General features: G+C 70.1%; 15 protein-coding genes. 9 read left to right on the forward strand and 6 right to left on the reverse strand.

Annotated elements, in window-relative coordinates; all coding sequences use genetic code 11:
* Window positions 1-102 precede the first annotated feature (102 nt).
* The 3 genes from VAB18032_RS25515 (at window position 103) to galT (ending at window position 4,426) form a co-directional block, all read left to right on the forward strand.
* Entirely contained in the window at window positions 103-1,674 is a 1,572-nt protein-coding gene (locus VAB18032_RS25515) for a glycosyltransferase family 2 protein (protein ID WP_013735819.1), read from the forward strand.
* A 100-nt stretch (window positions 1,675-1,774) separates the two neighbouring features.
* Window positions 1,775-3,304 carry an adenylyl-sulfate kinase gene (gene cysC / locus VAB18032_RS25520; protein ID WP_013735820.1) on the forward strand — a complete coding sequence of 510 codons (1,530 nt, stop codon included), beginning with the start codon at window positions 1,775-1,777 and terminating at the stop codon, window positions 3,302-3,304.
* A gap of 45 nt (window positions 3,305-3,349) precedes the next feature.
* Window positions 3,350-4,426: a galactose-1-phosphate uridylyltransferase gene (gene galT / locus VAB18032_RS25525; protein ID WP_043721901.1), complete on the forward strand. Its 1,077-nt coding sequence runs from the start codon at window positions 3,350-3,352 to the stop codon at window positions 4,424-4,426.
* 709 nt (window positions 4,427-5,135) lie between these two features.
* On the opposite strand, the gene VAB18032_RS25530 is transcribed toward galT, so the two are convergent.
* Together VAB18032_RS25530 and VAB18032_RS25535 are read right to left on the reverse strand one after the other, a co-directional pair.
* Window positions 5,136-6,353, reverse strand: a complete 1,218-nt coding sequence (locus VAB18032_RS25530; RefSeq protein WP_013735822.1) for an NADP-dependent isocitrate dehydrogenase — start codon at window positions 6,351-6,353, stop codon at window positions 5,136-5,138.
* Between the two features lie 226 nt (window positions 6,354-6,579).
* Entirely contained in the window at window positions 6,580-6,978 is a 399-nt protein-coding gene (locus VAB18032_RS25535; RefSeq protein ID WP_013735823.1) for a VOC family protein, read from the reverse strand.
* 78 nt (window positions 6,979-7,056) lie between these two features.
* Between VAB18032_RS25535 and VAB18032_RS25540 the strand changes: the two genes are divergently transcribed.
* A complete protein-coding gene (locus VAB18032_RS25540; RefSeq protein ID WP_198408981.1) occupies window positions 7,057-7,848 on the forward strand; it encodes a TetR/AcrR family transcriptional regulator in 792 nt (263 codons plus the stop codon).
* 80 nt (window positions 7,849-7,928) lie between these two features.
* Here the strand turns inward: VAB18032_RS25540 and VAB18032_RS25545 are convergent, their stop codons facing one another.
* Window positions 7,929-8,879, reverse strand: a complete 951-nt coding sequence (locus tag VAB18032_RS25545; protein WP_013735825.1) for a malate dehydrogenase — start codon at window positions 8,877-8,879, stop codon at window positions 7,929-7,931.
* A 176-nt stretch (window positions 8,880-9,055) separates the two neighbouring features.
* Window positions 9,056-9,916, reverse strand: coding sequence for a bifunctional methylenetetrahydrofolate dehydrogenase/methenyltetrahydrofolate cyclohydrolase (locus tag VAB18032_RS25550; protein WP_013735826.1), 861 nt, complete (start codon window positions 9,914-9,916; stop codon window positions 9,056-9,058).
* A 425-nt stretch (window positions 9,917-10,341) separates the two neighbouring features.
* Between VAB18032_RS25550 and VAB18032_RS25555 the strand changes: the two genes are divergently transcribed.
* The 5 genes from VAB18032_RS25555 to VAB18032_RS25575 all read left to right on the forward strand — a co-directional run bounded on the left by VAB18032_RS25555 (window position 10,342) and on the right by VAB18032_RS25575 (window position 15,969).
* Window positions 10,342-11,946 carry a peptide ABC transporter substrate-binding protein gene (locus VAB18032_RS25555; protein ID WP_013735827.1) on the forward strand — a complete coding sequence of 535 codons (1,605 nt, stop codon included), beginning with the start codon at window positions 10,342-10,344 and terminating at the stop codon, window positions 11,944-11,946.
* 85 nt (window positions 11,947-12,031) lie between these two features.
* On the forward strand, window positions 12,032-12,970 hold the full coding sequence (locus VAB18032_RS25560) for an ABC transporter permease (protein ID WP_013735828.1): 939 nt from the start codon (window positions 12,032-12,034) through the stop codon (window positions 12,968-12,970).
* On the forward strand, window positions 12,963-13,919 hold the full coding sequence (locus tag VAB18032_RS25565; RefSeq protein WP_013735829.1) for an ABC transporter permease: 957 nt from the start codon (window positions 12,963-12,965) through the stop codon (window positions 13,917-13,919). The genes VAB18032_RS25560 and VAB18032_RS25565 overlap by 8 nt, the downstream gene beginning before the upstream one ends.
* A gap of 6 nt (window positions 13,920-13,925) precedes the next feature.
* Window positions 13,926-14,963, forward strand: a complete 1,038-nt coding sequence (locus VAB18032_RS25570; protein WP_013735830.1) for an ABC transporter ATP-binding protein — start codon at window positions 13,926-13,928, stop codon at window positions 14,961-14,963.
* Window positions 14,947-15,969, forward strand: a complete 1,023-nt coding sequence (locus VAB18032_RS25575; RefSeq protein WP_013735831.1) for an ABC transporter ATP-binding protein — start codon at window positions 14,947-14,949, stop codon at window positions 15,967-15,969. Before VAB18032_RS25570 ends, VAB18032_RS25575 begins: the two co-directional genes overlap by 17 nt.
* Window positions 15,970-16,027: 58 nt before the next feature.
* On the opposite strand, the gene purH is transcribed toward VAB18032_RS25575, so the two are convergent.
* Together purH and purN are read right to left on the reverse strand one after the other, a co-directional pair.
* A complete protein-coding gene (purH, locus tag VAB18032_RS25580) occupies window positions 16,028-17,599 on the reverse strand; it encodes a bifunctional phosphoribosylaminoimidazolecarboxamide formyltransferase/IMP cyclohydrolase (RefSeq protein ID WP_013735832.1) in 1,572 nt (523 codons plus the stop codon).
* A complete protein-coding gene (gene purN, locus VAB18032_RS25585) occupies window positions 17,596-18,213 on the reverse strand; it encodes a phosphoribosylglycinamide formyltransferase (RefSeq protein WP_013735833.1) in 618 nt (205 codons plus the stop codon). Before purN ends, purH begins: the two co-directional genes overlap by 4 nt.
* Window positions 18,214-18,284 lie beyond the last annotated feature (71 nt).

The following is an 18,284-nucleotide window of genomic DNA, read 5'->3' on the forward strand; positions in this document are numbered from 1 at the left end:
TGGATTCCGGTGCACGTACCCCGACCTGGAAAGATCGATTTACTGGTACACACTGGAGCCCACCATTCGCTCTTTCGACAGCACGATGGGTAGTGGTCAGCCATGACGACCGGCGAGCTCAAGGTAAGTGTGGTGGTCCCGACGTACAACTCGGGCGAGCACCTCCAGCAGCTGATCGATTCGCTGCTGGGCCAGTCGATGCCGGCGACGGACTTCGAGGTGGTCTTCGTCGACGACGGCTCGACCGACGACACGCCCGTCCGGCTGGCGGAGCTGGCCGCCGCCCACCCGCACGTCACGGTGCTTCGCTGCGAACACTCCGGCTGGCCGTCGCGCCCCCGCAACCTGGGTCTGGACCGGGCCCGCGGCGAGTACGTCCAGTTCGTCGACGACGACGACTGGCTCGCCGACGAGGCCCTGGCGCGGCTGCACGGCTACGCGGTCGCCAACGGCGCCGACATCGCCATCGGCAAGATGACCGGACACGGCCGGTCGGTGCCCCGCGAGCTGTTCCGGGTCAACCGCCCCGACGCCCGGCTGGACGACTCCCCGCTGATGGAGAGCCTCACCTGCCACAAGATGTTCCGCCGTGCGTTCCTGCTGGCGCACGACCTGCGTTTTCCCGAGGAACCCCGCAAGCGTCTGGAGGACCATCACCTGGTCGCGCGCGCCTACCTGCTCTCCCGGCGCACAAGTGTGCTGTCCGACTACACCTGCTACCACCACGCGCGGCGACCGGACGGCGGCAACCTGACCGCCACCCGGATGGAGCCTTCCGGTTACTACGACAGCTTGCGTGAGGTGCTGGACATCGTCGACGCGCACACCGAGCCGGGGCCGCTGCGCGACACGATGCACCGGCGCTGGCTGCGCAGCGAGATGGTCCGCCGACTGCGCGGCACCGGGCTGGGCAACGCGCCCCGGGACTGGGTCGACCAGGTCGCCGCAGAGGTGCAGAAGATCATTCAGGAGCGGTTCGCCCCGGAGGTGGCGGGCGGGCTGCGGAGCGTCGAGCGCACCGTCGCCGGCCTGGCCGCGCAGGGCCGGGTCGAGGATCTGGTCCGGTTGGCCGAGTGGGACGCGGGCGTGCGCGCCCGGACCCGGCTGAAGGCGTACGAGCTGACCGGCCTGACCCTGACGCTGCTGCTCAACAGCCAGCTCCGCAACGCCGACGAACCGGTTGCGTTCACGCACACCGACGGCCGGGATCGGCTGGTGGTGCCGGTCGACGACGTACCCGACGAGTGGCTCGACTGCACCGACGACCTGAGCGCGGCCCGCCTCGACGTCATCGCGCAGCACGCCACCACCCACGACGAGTTCTTCCTCCCGGTGCACCACGAGGTGGACCGGGTCCCCGGGACCGCAGGTGAGCTTCAGGTGCGCTACCGGGGGGCGGCCACTGTCGACTTCGGCGCCCTCAACGAGGGGCGTACCCGGGGCGAGTGGATCCTCAAGGCCCGGGTCGCCGGTTTCGGCTGGACCATCGACGCGAAGCTGCCGCTGGAGATCACCTGCGCCGCCGACGGCGCCCGGCCGGTGGTGGTCGACAAGCGGAAGAAGAAGACTCCTGCCGCACCACCGGCGCCCCGGCCCGGTCTGTGGCGACGGTTGACCGGTTCCGCACGGGACCGGCTGGGCCTGGCCCGCCCGCAAGCGGTACCGCTGTCGTAACGGCGGGCGGTGGCCCCGATCGGGCCGGTGGCAGTGCTGCCCTCGACCGATTGGCGGGCGGCTGCAAAACTGTGTGCCGGTCGCCGGAGTTGGGGGTCTGATGAGCAACGGGTGGGTGCTGCCCGACGAGATACTGCGGGACGCACCGGCATACACGCCGCGTCCCGGCGAGCTCGCGGATCTGGAGTTGCTGCTCACCGGTGCGTACGCGCCGTTGACCGGCTTCCTGACCCGGGCCGACCTGGTCTCGGTCAGCCGCCGGGGGCGCCTCGTCGACGGCACGCCGTGGCCGGTCGCGGTGACCCTTCAGGTGCCCACCGCCCTGCTGCGCGAATTCGACCTGGCCGATCCGAACCGACGCACGCTGGTGCTCACCGACGGCGAGGGCGCGCCGGTGGCGGCCCTGGAGGTCACCGACACCTGGCAGGTACGCGACGGGGTGGCCGGGGTCGGCGGCAGGGTACGCCGGCTCGGTGACGGCGGGCACGGGCCGTTCCAGCGGCTGCGCCGTACCCCCGAGGAGATCCGCGCGCTGCTGCCACCGGGGCGGGTGCTCGGTGTCGTCGCCGACCGACCGTTGCACCGGCCGCAGCTGGCCCAGATCGCGCACGCCGTGCGGACGCTCAGCGCCCACCTGCTGATCATGATTCCGGTCGGTGAGGACGGCACCGGCGGGCTGCCGCCGGAGGCGCTGGTGCGCTGCGTCTTCGCCGCCCGGGACCGGATGCCGCCGGCGACGGTGGTGGCGGTGCCGCTGGCCCGACGGCGCGACGAGATCGGCGACGCCCTGCTGCGGGCCCGGGTCTCCGCCGCGTACGGCGTCACCCACCTGCTCTCCACAAGCGAGATGCTCTCCGGGGGCGGGCTGCGGGTGCTGGTGCCGCGCGAGCTGGCCTACGACAACCGGGACGGCCAGTGGCGCTGGCGCGAGGACATTCCGCCGCGCAACCGACGCCTCCCGCTCACTTACAACGAGATCGAGGACCTGCTCGACCGGGGGTTCCCGCTGCCCGAGTGGCACACTCCCCCGGCGGTGGCGAAGGAACTGAGCCGGGCCCGGCCGCCCCGACGGCACCGGGGCCTGGTGGTGTTCCTCACCGGGCTCTCCGGTTCGGGCAAGTCGACAATCGCCCGTGGTCTCGCCGATGCGCTGCGTGAGCAGGGCGAACGGACGATCACCCTGCTCGACGGCGACGTGGTGCGCCGCGAACTGACCGCGGGGCTGGGCTTCAGCAAGGCCGACCGGGACACCAACGTACGCCGGATCGGCTGGGTGGCCGCCGAGATCGCCCGGCATCGGGGCATCGGCATCTGCTGCCCGATCGCCCCGTACGCCCAGGCCCGGGCGACCGCCCGGGAGATGGCGGTGGCGGCGGGCGCCGGGTTCGTGCTGGTGCACGTCGCCACGCCGTTGGAGGTCTGCGAGCGGCGCGACCGCAAGGGTCTCTACGCGCGGGCGCGGGCCGGCCTGCTCACCGGGATGACAGGCATCGACGACCCGTACGAGGAGCCCACCGACGCCGACCTGGTGATCGACACCAGCGACCTCGACGTGGACGAGGCGGTGCAGCAGGTGCTGCATCACCTGACCGAGACCGGCTGGATCGAGCCGCGCCTGCAGTCGTTCTGATGAGGAGCCCGTCTTCCGATGGTTGATCAGTTACCGGCCAGCGCGATGCGGCGTACCGCGATCCGCCTGGCCGACGGCCGCGAGCTGATCTACTTCGACGAGCGGGACGACGTCGTCCGGGACCAGCCGGACCGCCGCGACCTGCCGCCTCCCCCGCCCGCCTCGCAGCTGCGCTACGACCCGCTCACCGACGAGTGGGTGGCGCTGGCCGTACACCGGCAGACGCGCACCTTCCTCCCGCCGGCCGACCAGTGCCCGCTCTGCCCGTCCACCGAGCAGCGGCTCAGCGAGATCCCGGCGCCCGACTACGCGGTCGCGGTCTTCGAGAACCGGTTCCCGGCGTTCAGCCAACGGGTGGTCGACGAACCGGCCGAGATCACCCCGCTCACCGCGGTCCGGCCCGGTCGGGGCCGCTGCGAGGTGGTCTGCTTCACCGCCGACCATCACGCCTCCTTCGCCGGCCTGCCACCACGCCGGGTACGCACCGTGCTCGACGCGCTCGCCGACCGTACGGCGGTGCTCGGTGAACTGCCCGAGGTCGAGCAGGTCTTCTGCTTCGAGAACCGGGGCGTGGAGATCGGGGTGACCCTGCACCACCCGCACGGGCAAATCTACGCCTACCCGTTCCTTCCGCCGCGTACCCGCGCACTGTTGGCCGCGGCCCGCCGCCACGCCGAACGCACGGGCGGGCGCAACCTCTACGCCGACGTACTCGCCGCCGAACGCGCCGCCGGCGAGCGGGTGGTGGCAACCAACGACCACTGGACGGCGTACGTGCCGGCGGCCGCCCGGTGGCCGTTCGAGGTGCACGTCGCGCCGCACCGCCCGGTGCCGGACATCCCGGCGCTGACCGAAGCCGAACGGGACGCCTTCGGCCCGCTCTACCTGGACCTGCTGCGCCGCTTCGACGGACTGTTCGACACCCCGATGCCGTACATCGCCGCCTGGCACCAGGCACCGGTACGCGTCGACCGCGAACTGGGCCACCTGCACCTGCAGCTGTTCAGCATCCGACGAGCGGCGGACAAACTGAAATATCTGGCCGGGTCGGAGTCGGCGATGGGCGTCTTCATCAACGACATCGCCCCCGAACGAGCCGCCGCCCTACTCCGCGCCGCCTGACCCCACACGGTTCAGCGTCACCCGGCTGTTCTGCCTGCTGCTTCAACCCCGCCTCGCCGCACTTCCCTGCCCCGCCGCCTGCCCTGCCCCGCCGCCTGCCCTGCGCCCTGCTCCGCCCGCGCGCCTTCTTGCCCGCGCCCTTGCTCTACCCGCGCCGCTTTGCGCCGCCCGCGCATCTCCCTACCCATGCCCTTTGCTCTGCTTCAACCCACGCACTGAATGTCGACCGAAATCGTTGCGTGGGGTGAAGCAGAGCAAAGGGCCCAGTGGTGAGGGTTCTGCCGGGCGGGCGGACGCGTTGCCCAGCGGTGAAGCCGAGTTGGGGCTCAAGACGAGACGGAACCCAAGTCGAGATGGCCCGAGTCGAGACGGGGCCCAGGACAGGGCGCGGGGGGCCCGGGACAGGGCCCCCCGCAGGGAAGGGACGGCTGGCTGTGCTCGACAGCCGGGAAGGCTGGCTGGGCACTCGTGCCGCACGGCGGCGACGATCAACCTTCCAGGGACGGGACTGGCATCTCGTCCACCCAGGTCAACGAGGCGCGCCGGGGCAGGTGACGCTGGTTGGCGTGTGTCGCCCGGACACGCTGACCGCCCGCGTCCCGCAGCCGACCGCCGGTAGCCAGCCGGGCCACGGACGAAGCTGGTGGGGTGGGCGGTGAAATGAACGAGCCCGCCGGCGCTGAGGCCGGCGGGCTGAGTACGACGGAAATCAGGCGGCGAGGCGGCGCGCCAGGTTCTCGTCGAGCGTGTTCATGAACTCGTCGGTGGTCAGCCACGGGGCGTCCCGCGAGATGAGCAGCGCGAGGTCCTTGGTCATCTGGCCGCTCTCGACGGTGTCGACGATGACCTGCTCCAGCGTGTTGGCGAACTCGGTGACCGCCGGGGTGCCGTCCAGCTTGCCCCGGTGGGCCAGGCCCCGGGTCCAGGCGTAGATGGAGGCGATCGGGTTGGTCGAGGTCTTCTCGCCCTTCTGCCACTGCCGGTAGTGCCGGGTGACGGTGCCGTGGGCGGCCTCGGCCTCGACGGTGCGGCCGTCGGGCGAGAGCAGGACCGAGGTCATCAGGCCGAGCGAGCCGAAGCCCTGCGCGACGGTGTCGGACTGCACGTCACCGTCGTAGTTCTTGCAGGCCCAGACGTAGCCACCCTCCCACTTGAGCGCGGCGGCGACCATGTCGTCGATGAGCCGGTGCTCGTAGGTGAGGCCGGCGGCGTCGAACTCCGCCTTGAACTCGTTCTCGAACACCTCGGCAAAGATGTCTTTGAACCGGCCGTCGTACGCCTTGAGGATGGTGTTCTTGGTGGACATGTAGACCGGGTAGCCGCGGTCCAGGCCGTACCGGAACGACGCCCGGGCGAAGTCCCGGATCGAGTCGTCGTAGTTGTACATGCCCATCGCGATGCCGCTGCCCGGGAAGTTGGCGATCTCCATCTCGATGGGCTGCGCGCCGTCGGCCGGGGTGTAGGTGATGGTCACCTTGCCGGGGCCGGGCACGACGAAGTCGGTGGCGCGGTACTGGTCGCCGTGGGCGTGCCGGCCGATGATGATCGGCTTGGTCCAGCCGGGGACGAGCCGCGGCACGTTGGACATGATGATCGGCTCGCGGAAGACGACGCCGCCGAGGATGTTGCGGATGGTGCCGTTGGGCGACCGCCACATCTTCTTCAGCCCGAACTCTTCCACCCGGGCCTCGTCCGGGGTGATGGTCGCGCACTTGACGCCGACGCCGTGCTCGGAGATGGCGTTGGCGGCGTCGACGGTCACCTGGTCGTCGGTGGCGTCGCGGTGCTGGATCGACAGGTCGTAGTAGTGCAGGTCGACGTCGAGGTAGGGCAGGATCAGCTGCTCCCGGATCTGCTTCCAGATGATCCGGGTCATCTCGTCGCCGTCGAGCTCCACGACCGGGTTGTTTACCTTGATCTTCGCCATCGGCCGGCGCTCCTCTCGGGGGACACATGCTCAAGCAGTACGAGCGTACTGGACCCGCCCGAAGCAGGAACGTCGCGGCCACCGGTTGGCCGACCACCCGCCGCTGACCGGCCCACTCAAGGCACGACCGACGCCGGTCGCGGTCGGCGGGCTCGCGGCCAGGCGGGCCGCCGGGCCCGGCGCGGAATTACCCCACCGGGCCCGGAACATGCCGTCAGTGCCGCACTCAGCCGGCCTGCTCGGGGCTGTGCATCCACTGCACCAGCTGGAGGATCACTCCGTTGGGGTCGGTGACCTGGAAGAAGCGCTCGCCCCAGGGCTCGGTCTGGATCGGTGTGGTGATCGGCACACCGGCGGCCTGGATCTGGGCGTACTCGGCGTCGATGTCGTCCACCACGAAGGCCACGAGCACGCCCTGGGCCTGCTGTTCCTTCAGGATCGGCGGCTGGAGGCTGGCCAGGCCGGTACGCAGGAAGATCAGGTTGAAGCCGACCCCGTCGCGGGCCAGCGAGACGAACCCGTCGGCCGACATCTCCTCCCGGAACCCGAAGTGCTGCTTGACGAACTCGGCGGAGGCCGAGACGTCCTGGACGTTGAGCGAGATGGCCGATCCGGTGATCTGCACATGCCCTCCCTGAGCACGGGAACTTTATCTTCGTACATTGTACAACGTACTGCGTACGATGATTTGGCCTGCGAAGATCTGAGGGTGCCCGACCACCACACCGGAGGCGGAGATCCCGCCCACACCCTGCGACTGCTCTGGCGTCGAACCGAGGACGGCCCGCGTCGCGGCCCACGCCAGGGCCGCTCGCTGGATGACATCGTCCGCGCCGCTATCGAGTTGGCCGACCGTGAAGGGTTGGACGCGGTCACGATGCGGGCGCTCGCCAAGGCCGTCGGGGTGGCACCGATGACGCTCTACACGTACGTGCCGGGCAAGGCCGAGCTGCTCGACCTGATGTTGGATGCGCTCTACGCGGACATGCCGCGGCCGGACCGGTCCGGCGAGCCGTGGCGTACCCGGGTGGCGGCGCTCGCCCAGGACAACCGGGAGCTTTTCGCGGCCCATCCGTGGGCCGCCGAGGTGGCCACCGGCCGGCCACCGCTCGGGCCCGGCCTGATGGCCAAGTACGAGTACGAGTTACGTGCCTTCGACGACACCGGCCTGGACGACGTGACCCGGGACGCCGCGTTGACCTTCGTCCTCGACTTCGTCCGGGCCGCCGCCCGCTCCGCGGCCGAGGCGCGATCCGCACGGCAGGCCAGCGCCTGGACCGACGAACAGTGGTGGACCGCGAACGCCCCCCTGCTGGCCGAGGTCCTCGACGAACGGCGCTACCCCACCGCCGTCCGGGTCGGTGCCGCCGCAGGCGCCGCCCACAACGCCGCCTACCACCCCGACCACGCCTACACCTTCGGCCTGACCCGAGTCCTCGACTCCCTGACCACCCTGATCAACCCCCCGCCCTCACCAACCCACCCCTCCCCCTGACGATCAAGAGGTTTGCGTCTCGGATCGATTCCTCCGAGATGCAAACCTCTTGATCAACTCAGCAAAGGGGGTGCCGGGGATTACATGGAGGCTACGTCGGCCTGCTTGGCGCGGACGGCCTCGGCGGCCTCGTTGAGGGCGGCCAACTCGTCGGCGTCGAGGTCGGTCTCGACAACCCGCTTGACGCCCTGGGCGCCGATCTCGGCCTCGACGCCGAGGTAGACGCCGGAGATGCCGTACTCACCGTCGACCCAGGCGCAGACCGGCATGACCTCGCCGGAGTCCTCGGCGACAGCCTTGGCCATGCGCGCGGCGGCGGCCGACGGGGCGTAGTACGCCGAGCCGGTCTTGAGCAGCGCCACGACCTCGGCGCCACCGTTGCGGGTCTTGACGACCAGTTCCTCGATCTGCTCGGCGGGCATCGCCTCGCGCAGCGGCTTGCCGTCGACGGTGCTCTTGGACGGCACGGGGACCATGGTGTCGCCGTGCGAGCCGAGGGTCAGCGTCTTGACGGTCTTCACCGGTACGTTCAGCGCCTCGGCCACGAAGTTGCTGAACCGGGCGGTGTCCAGCATGCCGGCCTGGCCGAGCACCCGCTGGTGCGGGAACTGGGTGGCGAGCTGGGCCAGCGCGGTCATCTCGTCAAGCGGGTTGGAGACCACGATCACCACGGCGCTCGGGGCGTACTTGGCGACGTTCTCGCTGACCTGGCGGACGATCTTCGCGTTGGTCTCCAGCAGGTCCATCCGGCTCATGCCCGGCTTGCGGGGCAGGCCGGCGGTGATGACCACCACGTCGGAGCCCTCGATGGCCTCGTAGCCCTCACCGTTCGGCCCGGTGGTGACGCCCACGACCTTGGTCTCGAAGCCCTCGATGGCCCGCGACTGGTTGAGGTCCAGGGCGAGACCCGCGGGCTTGCCCTCCACGATGTCGGTGATCACGACGGTGTCGAAGACGTCGTACTCGGCCAGGCGCTGCGCGGTGGTGGAGCCGTAGAAACCGGCGCCGACGACAGTGACTTTCTTACCCATGGTCGTCCCACTCCCTGATACCAGTCGGTTTTCCGGACCGTATCAGCCATGGTGGCACCGATCGGGCCAGGGGCGGACGGTTATGAGCAGCTCGGGGGTTTCGTTCCACCGCTCCAGGTGTTAATAAGGGGCCCCTGCTCTACCGGAGGCGTTAAGAAGGTGCCCTTCCTTACACCTCAGCCGCGTTCGGCGCGCTCCACGACGTTGGTGAGCAGCATGGCGCGGGTCATCGGGCCGACGCCGCCGGGCATCGGCACGAGCTTGCCGGCCACCTCGGCGACCTCCGGGTCCACGTCGCCGGTGTAGCGGCCCTTGCCGTCCGACCCGATGACGCGGGTGATGCCGACGTCGACCACCACCGCACCCGGCGTGATCATGTCGGTGGTGAGCAGGCCGGGTACGCCGGCGGCGACGATGACGATGTCGGCGGCGCGGGTGTGCGCGGCGAGGTCGAGGGTGCCGGTGTGGCACAGGGTCACCGTGGCGTTCTCGCTGCGCCGGGTGAGCAGCAGGCCGAGCGGACGCCCGACGGTGTTGCCCCGGCCGACCACCGCGACCTTGGCGCCTCGCAGCGGCACGTCGTGCCGGCGCAGCAGTTCCACGATGCCGCGCGGGGTGCACGGCAGCGGCGCGTCGTACCCGAGCACCAGCCGGCCCAGGTTGACCGGGTGCAGGCCGTCGGCGTCCTTGTCCGGGTCGATCAGCTCCAGCACCCGCTGGGTGTCGAGGTGCCCGGGCAGCGGCAGCTGGACGATGTAGCCGTGGCAGGCCGGGTCGGCGTTCAGCTCGGCGAGCGTCTCGTCGACCTGGGCCTGGGTGGCGTCGGCGGGCAGCTCCCGCCGGATCGAGGCGATGCCGACCTCGGCGCAGTCCCGGTGCTTGCCGTTGACGTACGCCTGGGAGCCGGGGTCGCTGCCGACCAGCACCGTGCCGAGGCCGGGGACGATGCCCCGCTCCGCCAGTGCCTTGACCCGTGCCCGCAGCTCGTCCTTGATCTCGGCTGCGGTCGCCTTGCCGTCCAGAAGCGTCGCCGTCACGCCTCCGATCGTCTCACGACCCGTGCGGCCGGTTTGCGCGGACCACTCCAGCTCCCCCACACCAGACCTGTGATCACGCTCAGCAACGTGCCCATTGTCACTATGAGTAACTAGTTTCGGCAGGCATCCCGCCCGAGCCGGACGGCCGGGCCGGAACCTCCCCAGCGTGACGACCGGACCGATGGCTACCGGTCGATGCCAGCGCCGCCCGGCTCCGGCGATACCTCGCATGGTTTTATCGCCTGATGTCTGGCTTCACCCGACGAAAGCGTGTAGCACGAGGGCAGCTGTCCGACAACGTACCGATCCTGGCGGGCGGCCGGCACGTTGTCGACCCACAGCCCGCGACCTACCGTTGCCACTCGTTGCGCAGAGTCACCCAACGCCGGGCCTGACTGCGCTGCGTAAGGAGATGAGGAGGCTTGATGCGTGTTCGTAGGCTCGCAGCCTGGACCGCCCTCCCGCTCGCGGTGACCCTGGGCCTGGTGGCCTGCGGCTCGGGCGGCAACGGTGGATCCGGCGAGAGTGACCCCAACGCGGCGGTGCGGATCGAGATCGCCGAACCGCAACACCTGGTGCCGACCAACACCAACGAGACGAGCGGCTCGCAGGTGCTGTCCGCCCTGTTCAGCCCACTTGTCGACTACGACGAGGCGCACAAGCCGTACGAGGTGGCGGCCGAGTCGATCACGTCCGAGGACAACACCACCTGGACCGTGAAGCTCAAGGACGGCTACACCTTCCACAACGGCGAGGACGTCACCGCCGACAACTACATCGACGCCTGGAACTACGGCGCGTACGCCCCCAACGGCCAGAACTCCAGCTACTTCTTCGAGAAGATCGCCGGCTTCGACGACCTCCAGGGCGAGACCCCGAAGACCACCACGCTCAGCGGGCTGAAGAAGGTCGACGACCACACCTTCACCGTCACGCTGTCCCAGCCGTACAGCGAGTTCAAGTCGATCCTCGGCTACACCGCCTTCTACCCGCTGCCGAAGGCCGCCTTCTCCGCGCCCGGCGTGCTGGCCGAGGGGTACGAGCAGGCGCCGATCGGTCAGGGTCCGTTCAAGATGAAGGGCACCTGGCAGCACGACGCCAAGGTCGAGGTCGAGCGGTACGACGCCTTCCCCGGCGAGCAGCCCAAGGTGGCCGGCGTCGAGTTCCGGATCTACCAGCAGCTGACCGCCGCGTACGCGGACGTGCTGTCGGACAACCTGGACGTGATCAAGACCATCCCGACCGAGAACCTGTCGACGGCCTCCGTCGACCTGGGTGACCGGTTCCAGCAGAGCCCGGCCTCGTCGCTGCACTTCCTGGCCTTCCCCACCTTCCAGGAGGAGTTCAGCAACCCGGACGTCCGCAAGGCCATCTCGATGGCGATCGACCGTGACGAGATCACCAAGTCGATCTTCAAGGACTCCCAGCAGCCGGCCCGCTCGTTCGTCTCGCCGGTGGTCGCCGGCTACCGGGACAACACCGTCGGCACCGCGGGCGAGTTCGACCCGGCCAAGGCCAAGGAGCTGTACGAGTCCGCCGGCGGCCCGTCGAAGATCACCCTGTCGTACAACGGCGACGGTGGCCACAAGGACTGGATCGACGCCACCTGCAACCAGCTCAAGGCCAACCTGGGCGTGGACTGCGTCGGCAACGCCGAGCCGAAGTTCGCCGACCTGCTGACCAAGGTGAAGGCCAAGCAGCCCGTGGGCCTGTTCCGGATGGGCTGGATCATGGACTACCCGTCCATGGAGAACTACCTGGGCCCGCTGTTCAGCACCAACGGGTCGTCGAACTACTACGGCTACAGCAACCCCGAGTTCGACAAGCTGCTCGCCGAGGGCGTCAGCGCGCCGAGCGAGGAAGAGGCGATCAAGAAGTACCAGGCCGCCGAGGACCTGCTGGCCCAGGACATGCCGGTCGTGCCGCTGCGGTTCGGCCAGAACAACTTCGGGCACTCGACGAAGGTGAAGAACGTCGAGGTGGACCTCTTCGACCGGGTCGACCTCGTCAAGATCGAGGTAGTCAAGTAACACACGCACAGACGGGCGGGTCGGGTCATCACGTGATGACCCGAGCCGCCACGGCATTCGCCCCTTTTCAGGGAGACTGCCAAGTATGTTCCGCTTCATCGTGCGGCGGCTGCTCCAGATGGTCGTGGCCTTCTTCGGCACCACGCTGATCGTCTACGCCCTGATGTTCGCCGGGCAGGGCGACCCGATCCAGGCACTGGCCGGTGAGCGTCCGGTGACCGCCGCACAGCGGGCGTACCTGACCGAGAAGTACCACCTGGACGCGACCGGTGTCGGCGGCTTCTTCTACCGCTACTTCGACTATCTGAAGAACCTGGTCCGGGGTGACCTGGGCGAGTCGCTCACCGGCCGGTCCATCGGAGAGATCCTGGCCAACGCCTGGCCGGTCACCATCAAGTTGGCGCTGATCGCCATCGCGGTCGCCGTCATCTTCGGGGTCACCGCGGGGGTGCTCGCCGGCATCCGGCGCGGCAGCATCTTCGACAACTCCACCCTGCTGCTGACGCTGCTGGTGCTCGGCATCCCGACCATCGTGCTCGCCCCGCTCGCGCAGTACCTGCTGGGCGTCAAGTGGCAACTCTTCCCGGCCACCTCCGGGGCCGACCCGAGCTTCTACGCGCTGCTGCTGCCCGGCATCGTGCTCGGCTCGCTCTCCCTGGCCACCGCGCTGCGGCTGACCCGTACCTCGGTGGCGGAGAACCTGCGGGCCGACTACGTCCGTACCGCCCGGTCGAAGGGCCTGCCGAGGCGGCGGGTGGTCAGCGTGCACGTGCTGCGCAACTCGCTGATCCCGGTGATCACCTTCCTCGGCGTCGAACTGGGCAACCTGATGAGCGGCGCGATCATCACCGAAGGCGTGTTCAACATCCCGGGCGTCGGCTTCAACCTCTTCCGCGCCATCCGTACCGAGGACGGTCCCCTGGTGGTGGGGATCGTCAGCGTGCTCGTCGTGGTCTACCTCGTCTCCAACCTGGTGGTGGACATCCTGTACGCCGTACTCGACCCGAGGATCCGCTATGAGTGACTTCGAGACGGTGGCGTCCTCGGAGAACCAGGCCGCGCGGCGGGGAGTGTCGGGCGAGCCCGGCACGCCGGGACGGGTCGGCCAACCGGGCCGCCCCCGCAGTCTGGCCGGCGACGCCTGGCGGGACCTGCGCCGCAAACCGATCTTCTGGATCAGCCTGGTGCTGGTGCTGCTGGTCACCGCGATGGCCGTCGCGCCCGGGCTGTTCACCAGCAACGATCCGGCGGACTGCGTCCTGTCGCGGCAGCATGCCGCCCCGAGCGGCGGGGCCATCTTCGGGTACGACTTCCAGGGCTGTGACACGTACGCCCGGGCGGTCTACGGCGCGCGGGCCTCGCTGCTGGTCGGCGCCCTCTCGGCGCTGCTCACCGGGGTGATCGCGCTGGTGGTGGGGATGCTGGCCGGCTACTTCGGCGGCTGGGTCGACGCGGTGCTCTCCCGGATCGTCGACATCGTGCTCGGCATCCCGCTGCTGCTGGCCGCGATCGTGCTGCTCAAGCGGGTGGCCAGCGACAGCGCCACGGTACGCCTCGGCTCGGTCATCTTCGTGCTGGCGGTGCTCGGCTGGACCACCGCCGCCCGGGTCGTCCGGTCCTCGGTGATCACCGCCCGGCAGCAGGACTACGTGGCCGCGGCCCGGATGCTCGGCGCCGGCAACGGTCGGATCATGTGGCGGCACATCCTGCCGAACGCGTTGGCCCCGGCGATCGTGGTGCTGACCATCGCCCTCGGCTCGTTCATCGCCGCCGAGGCGACCCTGTCGTTCCTCGGCATCGGGCTGAAGGAACCCACCATCTCCTGGGGCATCGACATCAACAACGGTCGGGTGCACATGCGGGAGTCGGCCACCCCGCTGGTGGTGCCGTCGACCTTCCTCGCCCTGACCGTGCTGGCGTTCATCATGCTCGGCGACGCGATCCGCGACGCCTTCGACCCGAAACTGCGGTGACCGACCATGTCAACGCCGACCTCACCGCCGACGCCGGCCTCGCCGACCCCGCCCGGTGGGCACCTGCTGGAGATACGGGACCTGCACATCGAGTTCCGTACCGGCGAGGGGGTGGCCAAGGTGATCAACGGGGTCAGCTATCACCTCGACCCCGGCGAGACGCTCGCCGTGCTCGGCGAGTCCGGCTCCGGCAAGTCCGTCACCGCCCAGGCGATCATGGGCATCCTGGACACGCCGCCGGCCCACATCAGCTCCGGGCAGATCCGCTACCAGGGTCGGGACCTGCTGGAGCTGCCCGAGGAGCAGCGCCGGCAGGTACGCGGCAAGGAGATCGCGATGATCTTCCAGGACGCCCTGTCCGCGCTGAACCCGGTGTTTCCGGTGGGCTGGCAGATCGGCGAGACGCTGCGCCAGCGACTCGGCATGTCCCGGGTCGACGCCCGCCGCCGCGCGGTGCAGCTGATGGAACTGGTGCAGATCCCGGGGGCGGCCAGTCGGCTCGACGACTATCCGCACCAGTTCTCCGGGGGCATGCGGCAGCGGGTCATGATCGCCATGGCGCTGGCCATGGAGCCGAAGGTGCTCATCGCCGACGAGCCGACCACCGCACTCGACGTCACCGTGCAGGCCCAGATCATGGATCTGCTCGCCGACCTGCGGCGCGACCTGAACATGGCGCTGATCCTGATCACCCATGACCTGGGTGTGGTCGCCGACGTGGCGGACCGGATCGCGGTCATGTACGCGGGCCGCATCGTCGAGCACGCCGACGTCCGATCGCTGTACCGGGCGCCTGCCCACCCGTACACCAAGGGGTTGTTGGAGTCGATCCCGCGCCTGGACCAGCGCGGCGGGAAGCTCTCCACCATCCGGGGGCTGCCGCCCAACCTGATGCGCATCCCCAGCGGCTGCCCCTTCCACCCCCGCTGCCCGTACGTGCAGCAGGTCTGTGTGGACGTGGTGCCGCACGACCTGGTCCTCGGTGACGGCCGGACCAGCGCGTGTCACTTCGCGCAGGAGGTACACGATGACCGCGCCAGCTGACCCCACCAAGATCCGGGGCGAGACGATCCTCGACGTCGACAACGTGGTCAAGCACTTCCCCATCACCCAGGGGGTGCTGTTCAAGCGGAAGGTCGGCGCGGTCAAGGCGGTCGACGGGGTCAGCTTCGACCTGCGCCGGGGCGAGACGCTGGGCATCGTCGGCGAGTCGGGCTGCGGCAAGTCCACCCTGGCCCGGTTGCTGATGCGGCTGGAGCGTCCGACCGCCGGGCGGGCCACCCTGGCCGGGCGCGACCTGTTCGCCGCCTCCGGCGGCGAGTTGCGTCGGATCCGGCGCAACATGCAGATGGTCATGCAGGACCCGTACACCTCGCTGAACCCGCGGATGACGGTCGGCGACATCATCGGCGAACCGTTCGAGATCCACCCGGAGGCGGCGCCGAAGGGCAGCCGCCAGCAGCGGGTCCAGGAACTGCTCGACGTGGTGGGGCTCAACCCGGAACACATCAACCGCTACCCGCACCAGTTCTCCGGCGGTCAGCGGCAGCGCATCGGCATCGCCCGGGCGTTGGCGCTACGACCCGAGGTGATCGTCTGCGACGAGCCGGTCTCCGCCCTCGACGTCTCCATCCAGGCCCAGGTGATCAACCTGCTGGAGGAACTCCAGGACGAGTTCGGGTTGTCGTACATCTTCATCGCCCACGACCTGTCGGTGGTCCGGCACATCTCCGACCGGATCGCGGTGATGTACCTCGGCCGGATCGTGGAGATCGGCACCGAGGAGCAGATCTACGAGCGGGCCACCCATCCGTACACCCAGGCGCTGCTCTCCGCCGCGCCGCTGCCCGACCCGGAGGCCCGGGACCGCCGTGACATCATCCGGCTGACCGGTGACGTGCCCAGCCCGGCCGATCCGCCGAGCGGCTGCCACTTCCGGACCCGCTGCTGGAAGGCGCAGGAGGTCTGCGCCCTGGAGGACCCGCGGGCCGTGCCACGGGCCGCCGACCCGCACCCCTCCGCCTGCCACTTCGCCGCACTCCGGGAGTAAGGAAGGGCCCCTTCCTAACGCCTCGCGTATAGGAAGGGGCCCTTGTTAACCGCCCAGCTCAGTGGAAGAAGTGCCGGGTGCCGGTGAGGTACATGGTGACGCCGGCCTGCTTGCAGGCGGCGATCACCTCCTCGTCGCGGATCGAGCCGCCGGGCTGCACGATGGCCCGGATGCCGGCGTCGATGAGGATCTGCGGACCGTCGGCGAACGGGAAGAACGCGTCCGAGGCGGCGACCGCGCCGCCGGCCCGGTCGGCACCGGCCCGGCTGACCGCCAAGCGGGCCGAGTCGACCCGGTTGACCTGGCCCATGCCCACACCGACGGTCGCGCCGTCGCGGGCCAGCAGGATGGCGTTGCTCTTCACCGCGCGTACCGCCCGCCAGGCGAACGCCAGGTCGGCCAGGGTGGCCTCGTCGGCCGCCTCACCGGTGGCCAACCGCCAGGTCGCCGGGTCGTCGCCGCCTGCGTCGATCGCGTCGCGCTGCTGCACAAGTACGCCGCCGGTGACCTGCCGCCACTCGGCCGGCAGCGGACGGAACTCCGGTGCCCGCAGCAGCCGGATGTTCTTCTTGGCCTGGAGCACCTCGGCCGCGCCGGGCTCGTAGCCGGGCGCCACCACGACCTCGGTGAAGATCTCGGCGATCTGCCCGGCCAACTCGACCGAGACCGGCCGGTTCACCGCGATGACGCCGCCGAAGGCGGAGACCGGGTCGCAGGCGTGGGCCTTACGGTGGGCGTCGGCCACGTCCGCGCCGACCGCGATGCCGCAGGGGTTGGCGTGCTTGATGATGGCCACCGCCGGCTGGTCGGCGAAGTCGTTCGCGGCCCGCCAGGCGGCGTCGGCGTCGACGTAGTTGTTGTAGGACATCTCCTTGCCGTGCAGTTGCTCGGCCTGCGCCAGCCCGGCCGGGCTCGCCGGGTCGGCGTAGACGGCCGCGCCCTGGTGCGGGTTCTCGCCGTAGCGCAGCACCGCCTGGCGGCGCAGCGCCTGCCCGGCGAACTGCGGCCAGCCGTCGGCGGACGGGGCGAGGGTGGTGGCGAACCAGTCGGCCACGGCCACGTCGTACTCGGCGATGTCGGCGAAGGCGCGGGCGGCGAGCGCCCGGCGCTGCGCCAGGGTGAAGCCACCGTCGCCGAGCGCGGCCAGCAGCAGCGGGTACGCGGCCGGGTCGGTCACCACCGCCACCGAGGCGTGGTTCTTGGCGGCGGCCCGCACCATCGCCGGGCCACCGATGTCGATCTGCTCGACGCACTCGTCCTGGCTCGCCCCGGAGGCGACGGTGGCCTGGAACGGGTACAGGTTGGACACCAGCAGGTCGATCCCGGCGATGCCGTGCTCGTCGAGCGCGGCGGCGTGGGCGTCCTTGCGCAGGTCGGCGAGGAGCCCGCCGTGGATCTTCGGGTGCAGGGTCTTCACCCGGCCGTCGAGGATCTCCGGGAAGCCGGTCACCTGCTCCACGGGGGTCACCGGTACGCCGGCACCGGCGATCGTCGACGCCGTGCTGCCGGTGGAGACGATCTCCACCCCGGCGGCGTGCAGCGCCTGGGCCAACTCGACCAGCCCGGTCTTGTCGTAGACGCTTACCAGTGCCCGCCGGATCGGGCGGCGCCCATCCTCAGTGGAACTCACGGAACTGTGACCTTTCTTCCGGTTATCGTCCAGCCCTCGCGGACCAGCCGGCCCACCTGCTCGACGAGTTGCTGCCGCTCGGCTTCCTTGATGCGCTCGGTGAGCGTGTCGACGTCGTCGTCGTCGTGGACGGGCACCGCCACCTGCGCGACGATCGGGCCGGTGTCCATCCCGGCGTCGACGAAGAAGAGGGTCGCCCCGGTGACCTTCACGCCGTAGGCGAGGGCGTCACGCGGGCCGTGGATGCCGGGGAACGCCGGCAGCAGGGTGTTGTGCGTGTTGAGGTAGCGGTCGCCGAAGGCGGCGAGGAAACGCGTACCGACCAGCTTCAGGAAGCCCGCCGAGATCACCAGGTCCGGCCGGTGCTCGGCGACCCGGGCGGTGAGCGCGGCATCCCACTGTTCCCGGGTCGGATGATCGGAGATTCGCTCCACGAAGGTCGGCACACCCGCGGCGGTCGCCCGGTCCAGCCCGGCGATGCCGTCGCGGTCCGCGCCGACGGCGACCACCCGGGCCCCGTACGCCTGGTCAGCGGTCGCGTCCAGCAGCGCCTGAAGGTTGCTTCCGGAACCGGAGATCAGCACGACGATACGGGCGGGCTCGTTCACCGGCACACCCTATCGGGCCGTCGACCGACGTCCGGACGCTGGGCGGGACCGGATCGGCGACTGCCGAATTCGCGTGG

It is taken from the genome of Micromonospora maris AB-18-032, assembly GCF_000204155.1.
In the GTDB taxonomy this organism is placed as follows: Bacteria; Actinomycetota; Actinomycetes; order Mycobacteriales; family Micromonosporaceae; genus Micromonospora; species Micromonospora gifhornensis.